We start from the raw sequence: 18,483 nt of genomic DNA on the forward strand, positions 1-18,483 counted from the left end.
CGACAGCAATACCCGAAATTAGAATCTCTAGGAGCCGATATGAGCCAGGACATCGAGATCATCTCCTCTGCCGAGGACAGGGCCATGCGCGCCGCCGACCAGTTGGCCGCCGAAGGCGCCAGTGTGACGGCCGCAGCCGTGCGCCAGCGCAGCGCTGTCGCCATGTCAACGGCCGCGGCGGCAACGAAGGCCTGGAAAGCGCGCGAGAAGAAGGCCGTGGAGGATTCCACCGAGCCAGTGCCGGAACATCTCCAGGCTCGCTTCCTCTCTGTCCTCGAAGGGGTGTGGCGCGAAGCGCGCACTCTCACGCACGCGGAGGTCGATGAACTCCGAGTCGCCGGGGACACGAAGCTGCGCGCATCCGAGGAGGAAGTGGCACAACTCACCGCAGCGGTCGAGGAGCTTGAGCAGGAGAGCGAGCGTGCCGCAGAGAGGGCCGACGACCACGCGTCCCAGCTTGCAGCCGAACGATCGCGAGCAGACCGCGCCGAGGGTGCGCTGGCGGCTGTGACCGAAGAGCGAGACCGACTACTCGCCCAGCTCGATGCGGCTCGCGCCGCGACGGTCAGCTGACGCGGACCAGGTTGCAGTGATGGGAGTGGGGGGCATGGCAACAGGTATTGAGGGCGACGTCGCACGTATTGAGGCGGCACTGAACACGCCCACCCTGAAGCTTCTGGACCGCAAGTCCGCCGGCGTCATCATGCCCATCTTCGCCACCGTGTTCACGCAGGACACGCAGTCCATGCCGGTCGAGCGCTTCCACAGCGTCGTCGATGCTCTGCTCGACGAACTCCGAAGCACCGGGCACGCTGTGCCCGTGGGCGGCGGGAAAGCGCTGGCGATGCAGTGGGTGCGGGAGCGCTGGCTCTACCGCGATCCCGGCCGCGGCCAGGAGACTTACCAACTCACCGGCGACGCGAAGCAGGCGCTGGACTACGTGACGCGGGCGACCCGCACTCAGCTGAACGTCTCGGTGTCTCGCATCGAGACCATGCGACGTGTCGTCTCCGAAGCGGCCCTGGTGGCCAACCCGGACCGCGAAGAGCGCAAGCGCCGTCTCGCGGAGGAGATGAGCCGCCTTCAGGCTGAGTACGAGCGGCTGGACGGCGGCGGCGAGCTGCCGGGATCCTCGGAGTCCGAGCTGACCGAGCAGTTCGCGAATGTGCTGCGCGAACTCGACGGCCTCCCCTCCGACTTCCGCCGGGTCGAGGAGACTGTCCGGGATATGCACCGGGACATCACCAAGCGGTTCCGCGAAGAGGAACGTCCGGTCGGCGAAGTGGTGGATGACTATCTGGACCAGTCGGACAATCTGCTGACGGGGACCCCGGAGGGTCGCGCGTTCTCGGGGGCTCTGGAGCTGCTCCGCAAGCGCGATTGGCTGACGAGCATGCGCGTCGATCTTGAGACGATCCTCGCCCACCCTTGGGCGGGCACGTTGCTTCCCGATGAGCAGCGCCAGCTCAGGACGACTGTCGAGGTAATTCGGCATGGCATCTCCGATGTCCTCGGCCAGCGCACACGCCTCACGGCGACGCTGCGCGAGCACATCGAGAACTACGACCACATCAAGAACCGCGAGCTCGACGCTGCGCTGCGCTCGGCCGATCGCGAGATGCGCATCTGGATGCAGTCGGCCAGGGCCCGTGACCATGTCGAGGTGGAGATCATCCCGCCGGGCATGGACATTGCGGCGCTGCGGTTCCGGACGTTCGACCCCGAAAGCGAACGCGCGCCCGAGCCGCTCGAGGACGTTTCCCAGGGGGCTCCTGCGGCACTGTCTCTCGACGACATCCGGAAGCAGGGCGGGCCGTCGTTGGACCAGCTGCGTCGGCAGATTGAGGCGAGTCAGGCCGCGGGCGACCTTGAGTCTGCCGCAGCGCTGTTCAACACCCTGCCGGAGGACCTGCGCCGGCCGGTTGAGATCCTCGGCCTCTTGCACTTGTTCACCCGGATGGGCGGAGAGATCAACCCGGGGCTGCGTGAGTCAGTCTCCGCAACGCGGCCGGACGGGACCACCCGGCGGTTCCTCATCCCGACATCCACGCTCCAGGCAACCGAGAACGCTAATCCCGAGGGGGAACCACGATGACCGACACCCTGACAAACGACGAGGGCGTCCTCGCTGTCGACTCTGTCGACACAGACCCGATCGACGACCTTGAGGCGCTCGAGGCTTACGACGTGGATGCCTACGCCGTCGAGGCGGCGCCGAACTTCGAGGACGACGAAGCTGACCAGACCAGCCTGGCGATGTTCGAGGGGGACACGGGCACGCTGTATCCCGAGCAACGACGCTGCCTCCACGCGCTGCTGAAGCACCGGTACATCTCGGCCGATCGTCACCCTGAGCAGTGGGCGGTCCTCATCGTCAACCAGGACGTCATCAAGAGCCACTTGAACAATCTGTTCCTCGAACTCCACGTCGACCGCGACTTCCAGGTCGCGTTCAAGCGACAGGCCAGCGCGGAGACCGGGGATCCGCTCCCGTCACTCTTGCGCGACATCTCCCACACCAAGGAGGAGACCATCATGATGCTCTTCCTGCGGCAGAGGTTTTTCGCCCAGCGTCAGGAGGGCGAGGACATCGCGTTCGTGGACCGTCAGACGTTGCTCGACGATGTCGCCGACATGCGCCCCGAGCACGCCACGCACCGCGCCATGGACCAGAAACGGGCTGACAAGGCGATCGACGCTCTGGCCAGCGCCGGCGTGCTCCTGAAGACCGGGGACCCGGACCGATTCAGGATCTCGCCGATCATCGAGGTCCTCCTGCCGGTCGAGCGGGCCAACGTCCTGGCGACGTGGCTGATGGCCCAGAACGGCACCGATGCGCCTGACTCGGACGACGCCGACGCAGACAGCGACGCAGACAGCGACGCAGACAGCGACGCAGACAGCGACGCAGACAGCGACACCGACGGCACGCTCGACTTGCTGTTCGACATTGAGGAGGAAGACGCATGACGCTCGACCTGATGATCCCTGCGCAGCCGAGGCCGGGAACGGGCCATGCGCAGTGGCGTATTGAGGCGCTCCAGATGGCGAACTGGGGCGGTTTCCACGGTCGCACCGAGGTGCGCTTCTCACCCGGTTCCAACCTCATGTCCGGCGCGTCGGGATCGGGGAAGTCGACGGTGCTGGATGCGTATCTCGCACTGATGATGCCCTCTGACACGCCGTTCAACGGGGCCTCGAACGATGCGGGCGGGCGAGCCCGCTCGGCCGAGCAACGCAACCTGTTGACCTACCTGCGCGGCAAGATGGACACGAACCGTGTCGACGGCTCGGACGAGCTGCGCGACCAGGTGCTTCGCGGCGGCAAAGGCGAGCCCATCTGGGGTGCACTCGCCGGGACGTTCATCAACGACGACGGTCGGCGCTACACCGCCCTCCGGATGTACTTCGCCAAGGCAGGCGCGAGCGTGGGCGGCGACGTCACGACGACCTTTGCCACTGTCGAGGGGTATCTCGACATCTCCCGACTCGCCCCGCTGGCTGACACGCGGTTCGACAAGCGTGCGCTGAAGGCCGCCCTTCCGGGCCTGGTCACCTTCAACACGTTCTATGAGTTCGAGGACAACATCCACACGCGCCTGGGCATCGGCGGCGGTGACGGCGGCCGGAAGGCCATGCGACTGCTTGCCCGCGTCCAGGGAGGCATGCAGGTCAAGCGTGTCGACGGCCTCTACAAGTCGATGGTCCTCGAGGAGCCGATCACCTACCGGGTCGCCGACGACGCTCTTGCGCACTTCGCCGATCTGGAGGCCGCCTACCTCAAGATGACCGACGAGGCAGACAAGGTCAAGGCGCTGCGCCGGCTGCCCGGATTGCAGCAGGACCTGGCCGGGGCCGAGGCGAGAGAATTCCTGATCCGTCAGTTCGGCGCCGAGGATGCGGGCCCCTCGCCGTTCCGGCTCTGGATGCTGCGCACGGAGCGGGAGTTGCTCGACACCGCAGTGGCGGAGAACCGCCGGAAGCATGCCGAGACCACGACGACGTACACGCAGGCCAAGGCCGACGAAGCCGAATACGAACGCCAGCTCACCCAGATCGCCGAGGACAAGCGCAGCAACGGCGGCGATGCAATCGACGAGCGCAGGAGCGAGATGGCTCGCCTCAGCCGCAGCCGAGACGAGGTCTACAACTCCAACGTGAGGTTCCAGACGCGCACTGAGGCGATTGATCTGGTTGCGCCCGAGACCGTGGAGCAGTTCGCTGAGGCGCAGGTCGCCGCGGCGGACTTCTTGGCGGGGTTCGGCGCGCGTGAGGCGGCGCTCCTGGTGACGGAGGACGAGGTCCAGGACGAACGTGCCCCGTTGACCAGCCGCCAGGTGGATCTCATGAACGAGAAGAAGTCCCTCACCGGGCGCTCCGGGATGGTGCCGAAACGACTGCACGAGGCAAGGGTGCAGATGGCGCAGGCCGCAGGCCTCGACCCCATGGTCGACCTGCCGTTCGTGGCTGAGCTCCTCGACGTACTGCCGGAGGAATCGCGCTGGCGCTCGGCCGTCGAGAACACGCTCGGCGGTATCGCTCGGACCGTGTTGGTTGACCGGCAGACCCGAGACCGGCTCTCCGCCGCCATTGACGGGGTCCCGATCCGGCCGCGCATCCGCTACCAGGCGGTTAGCCTCGCCGAGCACGAGGACTGGCGAGGTGATCCCGACCACGTCTCGGGGAAGCTCGCGTTCAAGGATTCACCGTTCTCGCGCTGGGTTCAGGACCGGGTCGGCGACACCGGCGTCGACCACCTGTGCGTTCCCGACGCAGCCTCGCTCACCGGCCAGGGGGCGCGCGTCACCCCATCCGGGCAGACCCGCAACGGCGACAAGGGCGCGCACGGGGAGTCCGGGGAGGGCGACATCATCGGCTTCTCCAATGAGCACCGGCTTGCCGACATCGACCGGCTGCTGGCCGAGCTCGAACCCGAGATGGCCGCGATGCGGAAGCGTCTTGCCGACGTGCAGGCACGCCTGAGCGATCTCCGCCAGCAGAAGGACGCGCACGGCTACGTCCAGGACGCCACCTGGGCGGCTATCGACCATCTCGGCATCGACCGGCGCATCGTTGAACTCGAGGACGAGATCGCACGGCTGCGGTCCGCCAACAGGATCCTGGATGCGTTGCAGGCTGACGAGGAACGCATTAAGCCGCTGTTGAAGGAGGCCAATCGGGTCAAGGTCCTCGCCCACGAGGGCAGGAACAACCTGGAGGCCCGTCACGGCAATCTGGTGTCCGATCAGGACGAAGCCCAGGACGGTGTGGACGCGATCGTCAATGCGCAGACCGCCACCGTCACCGAGGCCCAGCAGGACTACCTGGATGCTCTGTTCACGGGCAACTGGGACGCCACGAGCCTGGACTCGTTCGCCAGGAACATGAACGCCCTGCGCAAACGTCTCGGGGAGGAGAGCGAGGCCGCGCGCAAGACCGCCCGCAACGCGGTGAGCGCGATGGAGAGCATGTTCGAGGCGTACAAGGACCGTTGGACGGAGCACAACCTCGGCGTCAAGGTCGCCTCCGCAGACGGCTACCGCGAGATCCTCGACCGGATCGAGTCGGAGGGGTTGTACGAGCGCCGGGATCGGTGGAGGCGTGAGTTCGCTGCCTGGTCCAGCGACGACCTGTTGCGCCTCAACGACGCGTTCGACACCGCACTCGAGGACATCGAGGACCGGCTTGCACCGATCAACCGGATTCTGGAGACGCTGCCGTTCGGCGGCAAGGGCATCCTTCAGATCAGCCTCCGTCGCTTGCAGAGCGACGAGCTGGGCAAGTTCCGTCGTGGTCTTCGCGAGCTCTCGTCTGGACTCGCACAGGAGCTCACCGAGCAGCAGGTTGAGAGCCGGTTCACGAAGCTTCAGGAGTTCATGACCCGTCTGCGCATTCCCGAAGGCCACACCAAGTCCTCGACCTCGCAGCGGGACCGGTACCTCGACGTGCGCCAGCATGTCGCCGTGACCGCGGTGTGTCTCGACGAGGATCGTCGCGAGATCGCCAACTACGACTCTCTCGGCGGTAAGTCCGGCGGGGAGACCCAGGAACTCATCGCGTTCATTGTTGGTTCGGCGCTGCGGTACCAGCTCGGTGACGAGTCGCGTTCACGGCCCCGGTTCGCGCCGGTGTTCCTCGACGAAGGGTTCGTCAAGTCCGACGGCGAGTTCGCCGGCCGGGCCGTCAAGGCATGGCAGGACCTCGGATTCCAGCTCGTCATCGGAGCGCCGCTCGACAAGGTGACGGCTCTTGAACCCCACATGGACCGGCTCCTCACCGTCACCAAGAACGAGCAGGGGTACTCCTACGTTCAGGATTTGCTCGACGAGCCTGACGGGCAGCTCGACGAGCTCGACGATCAGATCGCCGGAGACGCAGCATGAAGGCGCCTGACACCGTCGTCGCGGACATCCGGCGCCGGCTGAGTGATAGGTGGCACACGGACCTGGTCGGTGGGGAAGCAGCGTTCCCGCACGCGTTCCCCCTCGGGCGCTTGGACGCCGACGCTCTGCGTGACGACTACGCGCCCATCCACGCGTGGACGGTCGGCATGCAGGACTGGGCTCGGCGAACCGGCGTTGTGCTCGATTACACCAACCGGAGAGCCAAGGGCGGCACTGTGCAGGCCGTCCCGGCTCACGCCCGAGTCGAGTCCATCGACGACGCCGCCCGGATTGTGGGCGGGGACTGGTCTGACCGGCTCGGGCGGGCCCGCATGCGGCTGGCCATCCTGCGGGAGGGCTACCCCCAGATGATCGACATCGGTCGCACCCTGCGGCTCATCGACACGTACGCAGCGGTCGACTTCGGGTTGCTTCTCACCGTCGCCGATTGGTACCTCCAGGACCCGGCTCGCGCCGCGCTCGGCGTCACCCCGAGGCAGGTCCCGCTCCCAGGCGTGCACGCGAAGTGGCTCCAGTCGCACAAGGCCGGGGTCCAGGCGCTCACAGGGCTTGCAGACCTGAGCCTCTTGCCCGAGCACTCGTCGCGTATTCACTTCACCTACCTTGACCCCGATCACAGGGCTGCCGGTGGGCGCGTCCACGATTCGGCCACAGTGGGCGACTCCTTCGTGCCTGCTTATCAGCCCGAGGTCGTCATCATCTCGGAAAACAAAGACACAGCCATCCACTTCTTGCCCCTTGCCGGCGGCATCTCTGTCGAGGGCGTGGGCAAGGGCGGCAAGACGGTCGCGTCGTTCCCCTGGATCCGAGACGCGCCCGTGGTCGTCTACTGGGGCGACATCGACCGGGATGGGTACGAGATCTTGGACGGCTACCGCGCCGACTTCGATCGCGACGTCGACTCGATCCTGATGGACCCCGAGACCTACGAGGCGTATGAGCAGTTCGGTACTGACCTCGACAAGAATACGAAAGCGATCACGGCCGGAGCCCCGAGGCCAGGGACGAACCTCCATGCTGACGAACGGGCTGTGTATCTACGTGTTCTCGATGCTCAGCGCACCGGGCATCGGCGGGTCGAACAGGAACGGATTCCCTTGGGTCGGGCACTTGAGGCTGTGCAACTGGTCTGCAAGCAGTCCGTATCGGGTGTCTACGAGGGTCTGACGCCGTGACCGCATCGACGCCCGGGAGGATCGAGCACACACCGCCGTTCGCGACTTGTCTGCGCGACTTGAACGACCAGAGCGTTCGTGACGAGATCGTCTCGGAGGCGCGGAAGGACGCGAACGCGACGCTGCTGCGCAAGAGTCGTGCTTCTACCCGTGCGCGCCAAGCCAGCTAGACATGAATGAGGTCCTCACATCGTTTCAGTACCCGGTCTTCACGCGTGCCGTCGCGTACCTGCTGACGCCAGGGCAGAGTCTCAACCTCGTGTGGAGGCCAAGCGGTGTTGGTGATGTCAGCGTGCACAGCACCTAGATGGTGTTTGTCGTTGCTAAACACGAATTAGAGCGAGAACAGTGGTGATTAACTCCTTCAGCGCACACGGCCGCGCGCGCTGCGTAGGAGTGTGGGTCAGGCGGTGAGTGCCGCCGGCGCCCAGGCCGGCCAGGAAGGCTCGCCGATCAGCAGGCCATGTTCATACTCCGCGACGCGGCGGAACGGGTTGCTGGCCGTGCTGTTGTCGAAGAACTCAGTGCGATGAGCCGTCGTGCGGGCCGCTGCGATGAGGTCCCACAGTCGTGCGTACCGCTCGCGAATCTTCTGCTCGGGCACGTCATGACCGCCGTAACGCACGCGTTCAGCAACACGACTCACCGCCACGTCGACGGGAAGCAGGATCACGTGCAGATGCACGAGGTAACCGCGTGCAATCGCATCATCAACGAGGTCGAGTTTGCTCGGATGGCTGAACACCGTCTCAGTGATGAAAGATTTTCCGGCTGCCAGCAGCTGCACGCGCTCGTCGGCCGCGGCGCGAGATGCTTCGTAGGCATGCTCGGACTGGGCATCAGGCCAGCGCTCGGCGGCAATCACGTCGGCGTTCACAAACGGAAGGTGCGTCACCGGTTCCAGAAGGTGGGCGACGTAGGTGGACTTTCCCGAGCCGTTCGGCCCGGCGAGGAGGTGAAGGATCGGCACCTGTTAGGCGTCGTCTTGCTGAGCGTGGTGACGTTTGACCAGATGGCCCTGCGCGTCCGCTTCGCTCCATGAGCGTCCGGATTTCGCGAACTCGGTGGCGAGATTCAGCTTGGCCCGTCGCTCGTCCAGCTGCTCATCCCAGCTTGCCCGCACCACCGCCTGGTCACGTTCGCCGAGGTTGTCGTACTTGTAGCCGGCCTCGCCCGCGAGCACGCGCTGGACATCGCGGGGGCTTGTGCCAGGCGACGCCTCGAGCTCGCGCCCGATCCTGGCCCAATGGCTGATCTGCTGCGCAGCACTCCGGCTTGCAACAGCGCCAACTGATTTCGCGGCCTCAAAGAGGTCGCCGTCCACTCGCATCGGCATTGTGGTGCTCATGCTGTGAGTGTAGCAAACTGCTACAGGAAGGTCGAGATGTTTCGACGAGTGATTAGCGCAGTGGGGTGCGCAGCGGGTAGTGCAGCACGACCTCGCCGGCCAGGCTTCGACGATAGGACGCGTCATGGTCGTCGGCGCGGCTCGCGCGGTGGGCAACCGTGGCCATGTGACCGTTGGTGCCCCCGCACATCGCGCAGTGCTGCGGCGTGCTCGAGAATCTGCTGGCGTAGAGGCGCCGGGCGCCGCAGTCGTCGCAGATCCAGTTTCCGCAGGCGCGGCATGGTGCGGCCTCCAGAGTTGCCTCGGTATTCGACATTGGCTTGCACCCTTCGTGGGACGTATGCGCTATTGGTAGACCTCACGACGGTGCGCCACGCGGACCACCGTCACGACGGGGGCATCGTCGAGAAGCTCGTACAGCACCCGGTAATCGCCCACTCGAATTCGCCATGCGTTGCTTTCGCCCGTGAGCTTCTTGCAGCCGGCGGGCCGGGGATCGTGCTCCAGCTCGGCAATGCCGGCCAGGATGCGGCGGCGGATTCCGAGGTCAAGCTTTCTGATTTCTTTGGCGGCCGCGGTGGTGAACTCGACGCGGTAGGAACTCACTCGTGTTGCTCAGAACCCGTGAGTTCAGAAAGCAGTTCGCCCAGGCCGACGCGCTCACCGTCATCAGCGGTCTTCGCTGCTCGGTACTCGGCGACATCCCTGTGCATTTCGAGCTGCTCGAGGAGCTCAAGATCTTCGGGCCCGATCAGCACGGCCGCCAGCTTGCCATTCTTGGTGATCTGGACGCGCTCGTGACCATAACCGGCACGGTTCACAACATCAGCGAGATCCCCGCGGAGGGACCGAATCGTGACGGAAGAGGTGATGGTGTCCATGCTCTGATTCTAGCACCTGTGTACACATGCAACATAGGTGCAGGTGTGGACACACAACGCTCATGCCGTGAGAATACCGCTTGTGGTCCCGCTCCTGCGGAGTCCGTAGATGGCATCGTTTGAACCGTCACGCGACCACTCAGCGAGCCCCACGGCCAGAGGCTCCGCCGCGTTCATCATCACGCCGGGGCGGGAGCGGGTGTGAGCCCATTCACCCGATGCGGTCGCAGGGACCTTCAGGCGTCGCGTGAAGGTCTCTCTTGAGAGGCGTGCGTCCTCGGGGAATTCGGCGCCCATCCACTGCGTGTATAGGGCGTGAAGGAAGCCGGCTGGCAGGAATTCCCAGGCGAAACGATCGGCGAATGCTCGCCAGAACGAGCGCACTTGCTCGTCGGCGAGAGCGAGTTCTGAGCCGTAGCGTTGCCGCGTAGCGTTTCCTGACGCGGCTCCGAGTGCGTAGGCAATGTCCGCCCAGGAGTGGGTGCGCTGGGGGCCAGCGCGCAGCTGGGCAACGCAGGAGCGGAGCAGCTCGTCAACACAGTCGCGTGCGGCGCTCAGTGCGGTGAGTTCGTCGAGTGAGGCGGGGCTGTTGGGGCTCAGGCAGCGGAGCTCGCCGATGGCGGTGTTGAGGGTTTGCTCGGTGTTTCGCATGGTGTTCTCTCTTTTCTTGTGGATGTCCCGTAACGCTGGTTTGCAGCGCAGAACGGCAAAAGTACCGGCGAAAGTACCGTATTTTTTCAATAGCGCTGGCATGCTCGTGGGAGCAGATTGCCAGATGAGGGTGCGTTTATGGAGCACGCGGGCGGCAGGGCAGGTACCGTATTTATTTCGCAGATTTTCAAAAACGGTACGCACTTCAGGGCGCTTTGGCCTGTCTTTCCCTTTGACTGTCTATTTTCAGAAGAGAGAAAGAGAGAGATGTACCCTATGTACCGCCTGATCGCAGAAACCCTACACATGCGCGCCTGCGCACACGCACCTATAGAGTCCTGTCGAGATCGTGGTACAAACGGTACTTTTGCTCGTTTCCCCTGATCACGCAGCAGAACTGTGCATTTTCACGCGGTACCCAACTGGTAACACGCATGTAGCCCTGCGGTGATGAATTGCTCTTTCATCAGGGGTTTTAGTGGCGTCGATACGAGGGCCAGAGGTACCGCGACACGTACCGTTTTTGGGATAACGCAGTAAATGGCTCTCCTGAGGGTCATTTTCACCCCGCAGGCAGCCCAACGGCGAGCCTCAGACGAGCAGGTCGAGGTAGACCCGCACTGTCGCCGTGCCTGGCGCGATCTCGGTGAGGCCGTTGTCGACGATCGTGATGATCGAGGGGTCATCGGGGCCCTGTGCTGCATAGTCAGCGAAGCCGACCTCGCCGATGTTGAGCCCGGGGTCTCGGGCCCAGGCCCAGCGGGTGCTGAGGGGTTGCGCGAGCAACCAGGCGCCCAGCGCGTGCGCCACCTGTGCGGCGGTCTTGCCGGTGCTCATCGAGACATCCGTGTTGATCTCGATGTGCGGGGCCACTGCGCCGGGACGCCGGAAGCGATCTCTTTCGCGTGCGAGATCGAGGCCGGAGACTTGCAGCCGGCTGATCTCGCGAGGGCTGTCCTCGTAGTGCGCCGGCACGAAGCTGAGGGCCACCGCGTCGCCGACGGCGATCTCTGTGCTTGTGAGCCCCAGGGCCCTGATGCGCTCGAGCTCGATGGGCCGCTTGACGCGCCGGACGCTCTTGGTGAAGCTGCCACCGAGCCAGGCGCTCCAGGGGTCGCTGCTCAGGTCAGCGTGCACCATGGCCAGGCCAGAGGCGAGCGCCGCCGCGGCGACGGTGTCGAAGTGCGTGGACGGTTTGACGATGATCGTCTGGACGAGGCTCATGGCGATGCTCACTTTCTGGTCTCGCGGTGGGAGTGGGGGTGCGTAGCGCAGGATGAGCGTCAGCGCTGACCGTCACTGTCGGTATTAGGTGACTTATCGTGTGACGCAGCCCTGTCTTATGGGGTGTTTGATTGGTACGCTAAGTGCATGACAAATCTGGCAATGCGCCCACTGCGGCGCTCGGCGCACAAGGCCTCGGTGCAGTTGTCGTCGACGTCGATCGTGACGCGCCTTCAGGAGGTTCTCGGGCGTGATGTAGTCGCGATCATAACCAGCAAGACCCCCCGGCAGGTCTCGCGGTGGGTTGCAGGCGAAGCGAAGCCTCCTCTACAAGAACAACGCCTGCTGCGAGACACGTTCCAAGTCGTCGAGCTCCTGGCAGAGGTTGACCCGGATGAGGTCGTGCGCGCATGGTTCATCGGAATGAACCCGCAGTTGGACGACGCGGCGCCGGCAGAGTTAATCGCCGAGGGCCGAGTCCGTGATGTGATGGCTGCCGCGCGCGCGTTCGTTAATGCCGGTTGAACTTGCCCTGGTCTTCGCCCCATCCCCGCTGTGGCGGGTTGAGCGCACCGACCCGGCTCTTCGCTTCTCCCTGCTCAACCCCGTCGATGTGATGAATGACCGAGCCGGGAACCGGTTCGACATCCCCGGCGCTGGTGTCCTCTATGGCGCGACGAAAGCCGACGGCGGCTTCGCTGAAACATTGGCCGGTTTCCGTCCACGCGCGTCCATGGTCGGAGCGTTCAACAAGCTCACGCCGGAACCGGGCCGAGTACTCCCCGGGCAGGTCCCTGCGGCCTGGCTCAACACACGAAGGCTGCGGACCTTCGACGAGACGGGATCGCTACCGTTCGTTGATATCGAATCGCCGGCCACCCACGCCTACCTCACCGAGCAAGCCGCGACGGTTCTCCTGCACCAGGGGTTGGAAAACCTTGATGTCGCTGCCGTGCGGGGTCCGAACCGGCTCCTGACGCGCGCGATCGCAAGCTGGCTCTATTCCCGTACCGACGAACATGCACTCCCGCTCTACGCGGGGATCCGCTACGTGTCCCGGCTCGGTGACTTCGAGTGCTGGGCGATTTTTGACGGCACACCCGTTGAGGTTCGCTCGTCAGCCCCGGTGGATCCGACAGATCCGGCGCTCAGGAAGGTGCTCGAACTCTTCGGCATGTCAATTGCGTAGGTTTCGCTGTTGACGGCGGCTCGAGCAGGGTCGGCCAAGAGGGCCGTCAGGGCTGGTAGCCACTTTCGGAATCGGGCCTCTGAGTCTGGCCGGCGCCTTCGCCCAGCCCGTAGCGGTCGAGCACCATCCCGCGCAGCTCAGCTGTCGAGCTCGTAACCGAACGGATGCGCCGCGTCGACCTGCTGACCAGCCGCGACGTCGCTGCGGCCGTGCGGGCCACGAAGGCAGTGGCTCCACGCGAAGAGCGGCAGGCGCAGTTTGAACGCCTCGTGAAAGCTGTCGTGGCACAGGTGCGCCGCAATAGTGCGCGTTATGTCGTCGATGCGGAGATGGAGAACCGGGCGAGGGCTCATCGGGGAAAGCCGCATGTGCCCATCGAGTCAATGGTCGTGCGGCTGGCGATGCTGGAGATCATTGAGCGCATGCCGACAGACAGGCTGACCGTCGAGGATGCTCGGAATGCTGCCCGGGTCGCGAAGCTACACATTGAGATGGCTTTTCAGGTCCGTCCGGCCGCGGTGATCAATCGGATCCACCGGCTGCAACTCTTTTAGTTGACCGGCGCACGCCATCGCGGAGATGCTGGGGAATGGGGTGCTGCGACAGCATGACTGGTAACGGGATCGGCCAGATGCTCGTCGCGTCGTGCCAAACGGCGGTGAAGTCGGATCTGAGCGAGCTCCTGGGCTGTTCCGAAACCCCTCGCCAGGTGCCACCTGAACGGAGATCCACCTATAAACGCATTCGCGACTCCGCCGCCCTGTCTACGAGTGCGAACACCCGTGTGGGACTACCCGTACCGCCAACGATGGGCAGCGGGCTGACGACGATCATGCTACCCACGGGTGGAAGCTGGGCGAGGTTCTGCAACGAAGTCAGTCCGTATTTGTTCTTGCCCAGTAGGAAATAGTGCATCGGGAACGCGGGATCCAAGCCCGCGGCCCCGCCAGCGTCGATGCCCACGGTTTCGACGCCGAATCCCGAGATCTTGGTCTCGTCGGCGAGCCATTTGGCGCATTCGACCGAAACCCCCGGCGTGTGGGGCCCCGTCTCATCGGCGTTAAGGAACCTGGCCTCGTCCGAAGAATACTGGTCCCACCCGGTGCGGAACAGCAGCCACGTGTTCTCCGCGAGCTGCCCGTGTTCCATCTCCCACGCCTTCACATGCTCGACCTCGAGCAGGAAATCCGGGTTGTTTTCTGCCTCCGCGCTCAGGTCCATGACCGACGCAGATCCGATGAGTTTCTTGAGCGGGATGCTGGCCACGTCGTGACTGTCGCGGCCCGAGATCCAGTGGATGGGCGCATCGATGTGCGTCCCGACGTGCTCCCCGGTGTGGATGTTGTTGTGCTTCCAATACGGACCGGGGTCGTTGTACGCGCTGACTTCCTCAAGACTGAAGTCGACGAGGTTGGCGAAGGGAGCCGGAAGCCGCAACGCGGGCGTCGCGGCGCTGAGCCGGGTCGTAAGGTCGATGATCTCGACCGCTTCGGTTTGGATTGCATCTGCGAAGCCAGACAATAGCGAGCTTTCGTGCACAACAATCATATCCCGTGTCCCATCTTCCATCGACCGCGTCTGTCCTTCTGTGGACTAGATCGTGTCAGCAGCGCGTTCACATGTCAAGCTTCTATTACGGTCGTCAAGTTAGCGACCTGTGCAGTTCCGGCTCCGGCGCCGTGCGGCCACCTGAGCGGATGCAGGCAGCGTGGCGGGCGCGGATCTGGGGATACTCTAGGGCAATGATTGAACCCGACGAGTACCGTGCCGACGCAGCGAGGTCACGGCCGTGAGGTCGTCCGACACGGGCGGGGCCGAAGCGACTGTGAGCCCGCGGCACCAGCAGCTGATCGTCACGATCTACGGACTGTATGCGCGTGAAGAGGGCGTTTCGCTTCCCGTTGCGGCGCTCGTTCGGCTGATGGGCGACTTGGGCGTCGAGGCCGCCGGGGTGCGCTCCTCCGTGTCGCGGCTTAAGCGCCGGGGTGTGCTGGAGAGCCGGCGGAACGACGGCGTGGCCACCTATGCGATCTCCGCCGGCAGCGTGCAGATGTTTGCCGAAGGCGACACGCGCATCTTCGCGCCGGTCCGTGCGACGATCGAGGACAAATGGCTGCTGGCGGTGTTCTCTATTCCCGAATCGATCCGGGCGAAGCGGCACGTGCTTCGGTCCGAGCTGACACGCCTCGGTTACGGTTCGGTGACGCCCGGCGTCTGGATCGCACCCGCCAAGAGCTGGAAGCAGACCCGGGTGCAACTGCGGCGACTCGGCCTGGAGCAGTACGTGGACTTCTTCAGTGCCGACCACCTCGGAGCGGGGGAGCTGTACACCAAGGTCGCCGCCTGGTGGGACTTGGACGCGCTCGACCGGATGTACGCAGACTTCGTCGAGCGCTACGACGGCCTCCTCAGCCGCTGGCAGACCAGGCTCGCACAGTCGGCAGCGGCCGGCACGGACAACACGGCCAACGCGGCGAACATGAAGGATGCCTTCACTGACTACGTTCCGATGTTCACCGAGTGGCGGCGGCTACCGTACCTCGACCCGGGCCTGCCCCTGGAATACCTGCCCGCCGACTGGAATGGCGTGTCGGCCGAGGCGCTGTTCGGGTCCCTGCACAGTTTGCTGGGTCCGCTGGCCCACGGCTACGTGGCCGGGACTATTCACCAGAAATGACGGCCACGCCCTGGATCTCGATCAGAGCCTCGGGCTGCCAGAGCTTCGTGACGCCGATGCCGGCCATTGCGGGGTATCGGGTTCCGGCCAGTTCGCGCCAGACCCGCCCTATTTCGCGCCCGTTTGCCTGGTAGTCCTCGACGTCGGTCAGGTAGATCGTCACCGAGACGAGATCGTCGGGCGTGCCGCGGGCCTCCGTCAAGATATCCAGAACGTTCTGGAAGCACTGGCGGAACTGGGCCACGATGCCCCCGGGCACGATGGCGCCGTCGGCGTCCATCGCGGTCTGCCCTCCCAGATACAGGGTGTTGCCGGCGAGCACCCCGTGCGAGAAGCCGGAGGGGGCGGCCATGTGGGCGGGATTGACGAGGCGGTGGGTCACGTGCGGTCTCCTTCGTGGTGATGCGAGCGATGATGCGGATGCGTGCAAGTGGCGTACGTGTCAGCAGCAATTCGATCGCGGCAGTGCCGTTGGGCATTCCCTCGAGTCGCCTATTGTGCTAATTTCAGGAGCATATACTCTTTTCATAACGTTCGTCATGAAAGCGCAACACAGACACGCGTCAATACACAAAACACGCCAAATCATTCAATGAAGACTGAGGTGCAACTGCGATGAGGCTAGCAACCCTAGAGGTCAACGGCTCCTCGACGGCCGCCGTCGAGGTTAACGGGCTCTTCGTGTCGCTCCCCGCCGCCGATGTCGGCGCGCTCCTGAAGCAGCCGGACTGGCGCCAGGTCGTGGAGGCGCACCTGGCTGACGAACCCGCCGTGAGTGTGCGGGATGCCGACTACCGTGCCGTCATCCCCGCCCCGTCGAAGGTCCTCTGCTGCGGCCACAACTACTCCGAGCACATCCGCGAGCTCGGGCGGGAGCTGCCGCCGTTCCCCACCCTGTTCGCCAAGTTCGCCGACACGCTCACGGGCCCCTACGCGGAACTCGTGCTCGACGGCGAGTCCACCGAGATCGACTGGGAGGCCGAGCTGGCCGTTGTGGTCGGCGCCGAGGTCTACAAATGCACGCCGGAGGAGGCATCCGCGGCCATCGCCGGGTACACCGTCGCCAACGACGTCTCGATGCGGGATTGGCAGCGGCGCACGCTGCAGTGGCTGCAGGGCAAGGCGTTCGACGCCAGCACGCCGCTCGGCCCGGTGCTGGTGACCGCAGACGAGTGCAGCCCCGAGTCGGGCCTGGCGATCACCTGCACCGTCAACGGTGAGGTGGTGCAGGAGGGCTGCACCTCAACCCTCGTCTTCGACGCCGCAGCACTGATCTCCTACATCTCCACATTCACCGTGCTGCGCCCCGGCGATGTCGTGCTCACCGGCACGCCCGGGGGAGTGGGCATGGCCCGCAAGCCCCCGAGATTCCTCGCCGACGGCGATGTGCTCGTGACGGCCATCGAGGGAATCGGCGAACTGCGAAACCGGGTGCGGATGCCCGTGCGCGAGCCGGTCCTGAACTGAACCGCACCACTCCAAGCCACCCGCACCACCCACGAACCGACCGTTAAGAAGGGGCTGACCATGTCAGACATCGTTACCGAGAAGATCGTTCCCGTTGTGACTCGCCAGGGCCACGAGTACGGCGACACCGGACAGTCCGGCGGAGCGCACCGCGTCTCCGGCGTCAGCATCCAGCACACGCCGGCCACCAAGATCTGGTTCGGCAAGGTCACCAACCTTCCGGGCTACCGCTCGCTGCCGCACCACCACGGCGAGGCGGAGACCGGCGGTTATGTTCTCAAGGGGCTGGGCCGCATCTACTTCGGCGAGAACTACTCCGAGTTCATCGACATGAGCGAGGGTGACTTCGTCTTCGTGCCGCCGTTCATGCCGCACGTCGAGGTCAACATGAGCACCACCGAGGACCTCGTCTGGCTGACCACGCGCACCCCGGACAACATCGTGATCAACCTGGCCGATGTGGACGACTCCAGCCTTGAGGGCTATCGCCGCGCATGAGTGACACGGCTGAGGCCGCGCTGAGCGCGGCACGTTTCCTCGCGGCCATCGAGCTGGAGCCGACCGAGCCGGAGCACTTCGACCAGGCCTTCACCGCCGTCACCCAGTACGTGCCGTGGCCCAAGGCCTACGGCGGCGACCTGGTGGCCCAGGCGGCGATGGCGGCGATGCGAAGCGTCGACGCCGACCGCGAGCTGCACTCGATGCACAGCTATTTCATGCGGCCGGCCGACATTCTGCAGCCGCTTCGCTACGAGGTGGAGCATCTGCGGGACGGCCGCTCCTATTCGACCCGCCAGGTTCGCGCGTACCAGAACGGCAAGGTCGTCTACGCGGCCCTGGCGTCATTCCACGTGCCCGAGGAGGGACCGGAGTTCGCCGCGGAAATGCCCCTGCCCTACCGGGACCAGCTGCCCCAGCCGGAAGATCTGCCGTCGTCGGGGGAGACCCTCGCGGGCGTCGAGGGACCGGCCGCCGATTACTGGGGATCGGGTCGCAGCTTCGATATGCGCCACGTGTCGTCCCCGGTCTACCTGCAGTCCGGGGCGGACCGGCTGCCGCACCAGGCGGTCTGGATCAAGGCCTTCGAGGAGCTACCGGATGACCCGCACGTGCGGCGGGCCGCGCTCGCCTACGTCTGCGACTACACGATCCTGGAGCCCGTGCTGCGCGAACAGGGCAGCGCCTGGGCGGATGCCGGACTCGTCACGGCCAGCCTCGACCACTCGATGTGGTTCCACCGCGAGGGGCGGATGGACGACTGGGTGCTCTATGTGCAGGAGGCGGTCTCCACGCAGCGCAGCCGAGGGCTCGCCACCGGGCACTTCTACTCCCGCGACGGCGTCTTGCTGGCGACCGTGGCGCAGGAGGGCATGATCCGGAAGCTCAGGCAGGAATAGACAGCCAGCCTGAAAACGTGGCGTATTCGTTACGACCGTCACGCACATGACATATACGCTAACGTCAACG

Annotated in this window: 22 protein-coding genes; 13 read left to right on the forward strand and 9 right to left on the reverse strand. The window is 65.0% G+C overall.

The features are described 5' to 3' along the window. The first annotated feature begins 39 nt into the window (after positions 1 to 39). The 6 genes from BLQ39_RS06255 to BLQ39_RS15805 are packed head-to-tail and all read left to right on the forward strand — an operon-like array spanning position 40 to position 7,749. Positions 40 to 573, forward strand: coding sequence for a DNA-binding protein (locus BLQ39_RS06255; RefSeq protein ID WP_092322583.1), 534 nt, complete (start codon positions 40 to 42; stop codon positions 571 to 573). Then, positions 545 to 2,095 (forward strand): DUF3375 family protein, encoded by a 1,551-nt coding sequence (locus BLQ39_RS06260; protein ID WP_092322585.1) that lies wholly within the window; start codon positions 545 to 547, stop codon positions 2,093 to 2,095. Before BLQ39_RS06255 ends, BLQ39_RS06260 begins: the two co-directional genes overlap by 29 nt. Next, entirely contained in the window at positions 2,092 to 2,970 is an 879-nt protein-coding gene (locus BLQ39_RS06265) for a DUF4194 domain-containing protein (protein ID WP_092322586.1), read from the forward strand. The genes BLQ39_RS06260 and BLQ39_RS06265 overlap by 4 nt, the downstream gene beginning before the upstream one ends. Then, the gene (locus BLQ39_RS06270; protein ID WP_092322588.1) at positions 2,967 to 6,383 is read left to right on the forward strand and encodes an ATP-binding protein; all 3,417 of its coding nucleotides are present in this window, start codon (positions 2,967 to 2,969) and stop codon (positions 6,381 to 6,383) included. The genes BLQ39_RS06265 and BLQ39_RS06270 overlap by 4 nt, the downstream gene beginning before the upstream one ends. After that, positions 6,380 to 7,579 (forward strand): Wadjet anti-phage system protein JetD domain-containing protein, encoded by a 1,200-nt coding sequence (locus BLQ39_RS06275; protein ID WP_092322589.1) that lies wholly within the window; start codon positions 6,380 to 6,382, stop codon positions 7,577 to 7,579. Before BLQ39_RS06270 ends, BLQ39_RS06275 begins: the two co-directional genes overlap by 4 nt. Then, complete coding sequence (locus BLQ39_RS15805) at positions 7,576 to 7,749, forward strand: hypothetical protein (RefSeq protein WP_167738556.1); 174 nt, start codon at positions 7,576 to 7,578, stop codon at positions 7,747 to 7,749. The genes BLQ39_RS06275 and BLQ39_RS15805 overlap by 4 nt, the downstream gene beginning before the upstream one ends. Positions 7,750 to 7,982: 233 nt before the next feature. Here BLQ39_RS15805 and BLQ39_RS06280 read toward each other — a convergent pair whose 3' ends face one another. The 7 genes from BLQ39_RS06280 to BLQ39_RS06310 form a co-directional block, all read right to left on the reverse strand. Beyond that, positions 7,983 to 8,549, reverse strand: a complete 567-nt coding sequence (locus BLQ39_RS06280; RefSeq protein WP_092322591.1) for an ATPase — start codon at positions 8,547 to 8,549, stop codon at positions 7,983 to 7,985. Positions 8,550 to 8,552: 3 nt separating this feature from the next. Continuing rightward, positions 8,553 to 8,927 carry a TA system antitoxin ParD family protein gene (locus tag BLQ39_RS06285; RefSeq protein WP_092322592.1) on the reverse strand — a complete coding sequence of 125 codons (375 nt, stop codon included), beginning with the start codon at positions 8,925 to 8,927 and terminating at the stop codon, positions 8,553 to 8,555. Between the two features lie 52 nt (positions 8,928 to 8,979). Then, positions 8,980 to 9,243 (reverse strand): hypothetical protein, encoded by a 264-nt coding sequence (locus BLQ39_RS06290; RefSeq protein WP_092322594.1) that lies wholly within the window; start codon positions 9,241 to 9,243, stop codon positions 8,980 to 8,982. Between the two features lie 29 nt (positions 9,244 to 9,272). Then, on the reverse strand, positions 9,273 to 9,533 hold the full coding sequence (locus BLQ39_RS06295) for a type II toxin-antitoxin system RelE family toxin (RefSeq protein WP_092322595.1): 261 nt from the start codon (positions 9,531 to 9,533) through the stop codon (positions 9,273 to 9,275). Beyond that, the gene (locus BLQ39_RS06300; protein WP_092322597.1) at positions 9,530 to 9,808 is read right to left on the reverse strand and encodes a type II toxin-antitoxin system Phd/YefM family antitoxin; all 279 of its coding nucleotides are present in this window, start codon (positions 9,806 to 9,808) and stop codon (positions 9,530 to 9,532) included. The genes BLQ39_RS06295 and BLQ39_RS06300 overlap by 4 nt, the downstream gene beginning before the upstream one ends. A gap of 60 nt (positions 9,809 to 9,868) precedes the next feature. Next, positions 9,869 to 10,663 carry a hypothetical protein gene (locus BLQ39_RS06305; RefSeq protein ID WP_135109366.1) on the reverse strand — a complete coding sequence of 265 codons (795 nt, stop codon included), beginning with the start codon at positions 10,661 to 10,663 and terminating at the stop codon, positions 9,869 to 9,871. A gap of 387 nt (positions 10,664 to 11,050) precedes the next feature. Next, positions 11,051 to 11,683, reverse strand: coding sequence for an aminoacyl-tRNA hydrolase (locus BLQ39_RS06310; protein ID WP_092322600.1), 633 nt, complete (start codon positions 11,681 to 11,683; stop codon positions 11,051 to 11,053). A gap of 147 nt (positions 11,684 to 11,830) precedes the next feature. On the opposite strand from BLQ39_RS06310, the gene BLQ39_RS06315 reads away from it, so the two are divergent. From BLQ39_RS06315 to BLQ39_RS15550, 3 genes are all read left to right on the forward strand, one after another. After that, positions 11,831 to 12,208, forward strand: a complete 378-nt coding sequence (locus BLQ39_RS06315) for a hypothetical protein (RefSeq protein WP_135109368.1) — start codon at positions 11,831 to 11,833, stop codon at positions 12,206 to 12,208. Next, positions 12,198 to 12,872, forward strand: coding sequence for an RES family NAD+ phosphorylase (locus BLQ39_RS06320; RefSeq protein WP_092322603.1), 675 nt, complete (start codon positions 12,198 to 12,200; stop codon positions 12,870 to 12,872). Before BLQ39_RS06315 ends, BLQ39_RS06320 begins: the two co-directional genes overlap by 11 nt. A 164-nt stretch (positions 12,873 to 13,036) precedes the next feature. Next, complete coding sequence (locus tag BLQ39_RS15550; protein ID WP_135109370.1) at positions 13,037 to 13,426, forward strand: hypothetical protein; 390 nt, start codon at positions 13,037 to 13,039, stop codon at positions 13,424 to 13,426. Positions 13,427 to 13,604: 178 nt separating this feature from the next. Here BLQ39_RS15550 and BLQ39_RS06335 read toward each other — a convergent pair whose 3' ends face one another. Then, on the reverse strand, positions 13,605 to 14,441 hold the full coding sequence (locus BLQ39_RS06335) for a cyclase family protein (RefSeq protein WP_241986956.1): 837 nt from the start codon (positions 14,439 to 14,441) through the stop codon (positions 13,605 to 13,607). A 220-nt stretch (positions 14,442 to 14,661) separates the two neighbouring features. On the opposite strand from BLQ39_RS06335, the gene BLQ39_RS06340 reads away from it, so the two are divergent. Further along, positions 14,662 to 15,549, forward strand: a complete 888-nt coding sequence (locus BLQ39_RS06340; protein ID WP_092322609.1) for a PaaX family transcriptional regulator — start codon at positions 14,662 to 14,664, stop codon at positions 15,547 to 15,549. Here the strand turns inward: BLQ39_RS06340 and BLQ39_RS06345 are convergent. Then, positions 15,533 to 15,901, reverse strand: a complete 369-nt coding sequence (locus BLQ39_RS06345; RefSeq protein ID WP_092322763.1) for a RidA family protein — start codon at positions 15,899 to 15,901, stop codon at positions 15,533 to 15,535. The two genes, BLQ39_RS06340 and BLQ39_RS06345, sit on opposite strands and share 17 nt — an antisense overlap. Positions 15,902 to 16,164: 263 nt before the next feature. Here BLQ39_RS06345 and BLQ39_RS06350 point away from each other — a divergent pair, with 263 nt between their 5' ends. The 3 genes from BLQ39_RS06350 to BLQ39_RS06360 are packed head-to-tail and all read left to right on the forward strand — an operon-like array spanning position 16,165 to position 18,413. Beyond that, positions 16,165 to 17,016 carry a fumarylacetoacetate hydrolase family protein gene (locus BLQ39_RS06350; protein ID WP_092322611.1) on the forward strand — a complete coding sequence of 284 codons (852 nt, stop codon included), beginning with the start codon at positions 16,165 to 16,167 and terminating at the stop codon, positions 17,014 to 17,016. Between the two features lie 60 nt (positions 17,017 to 17,076). Continuing rightward, positions 17,077 to 17,514, forward strand: a complete 438-nt coding sequence (locus tag BLQ39_RS06355; RefSeq protein ID WP_092322612.1) for a cupin domain-containing protein — start codon at positions 17,077 to 17,079, stop codon at positions 17,512 to 17,514. Then, complete coding sequence (locus BLQ39_RS06360) at positions 17,511 to 18,413, forward strand: acyl-CoA thioesterase (protein ID WP_092322614.1); 903 nt, start codon at positions 17,511 to 17,513, stop codon at positions 18,411 to 18,413. The genes BLQ39_RS06355 and BLQ39_RS06360 overlap by 4 nt, the downstream gene beginning before the upstream one ends. Positions 18,414 to 18,483: the final 70 nt, after the last annotated feature.

Source organism: Cryobacterium psychrotolerans (genome assembly GCF_900101115.1).
GTDB classification, from domain to species: domain Bacteria; phylum Actinomycetota; class Actinomycetes; order Actinomycetales; family Microbacteriaceae; genus Cryobacterium; species Cryobacterium psychrotolerans.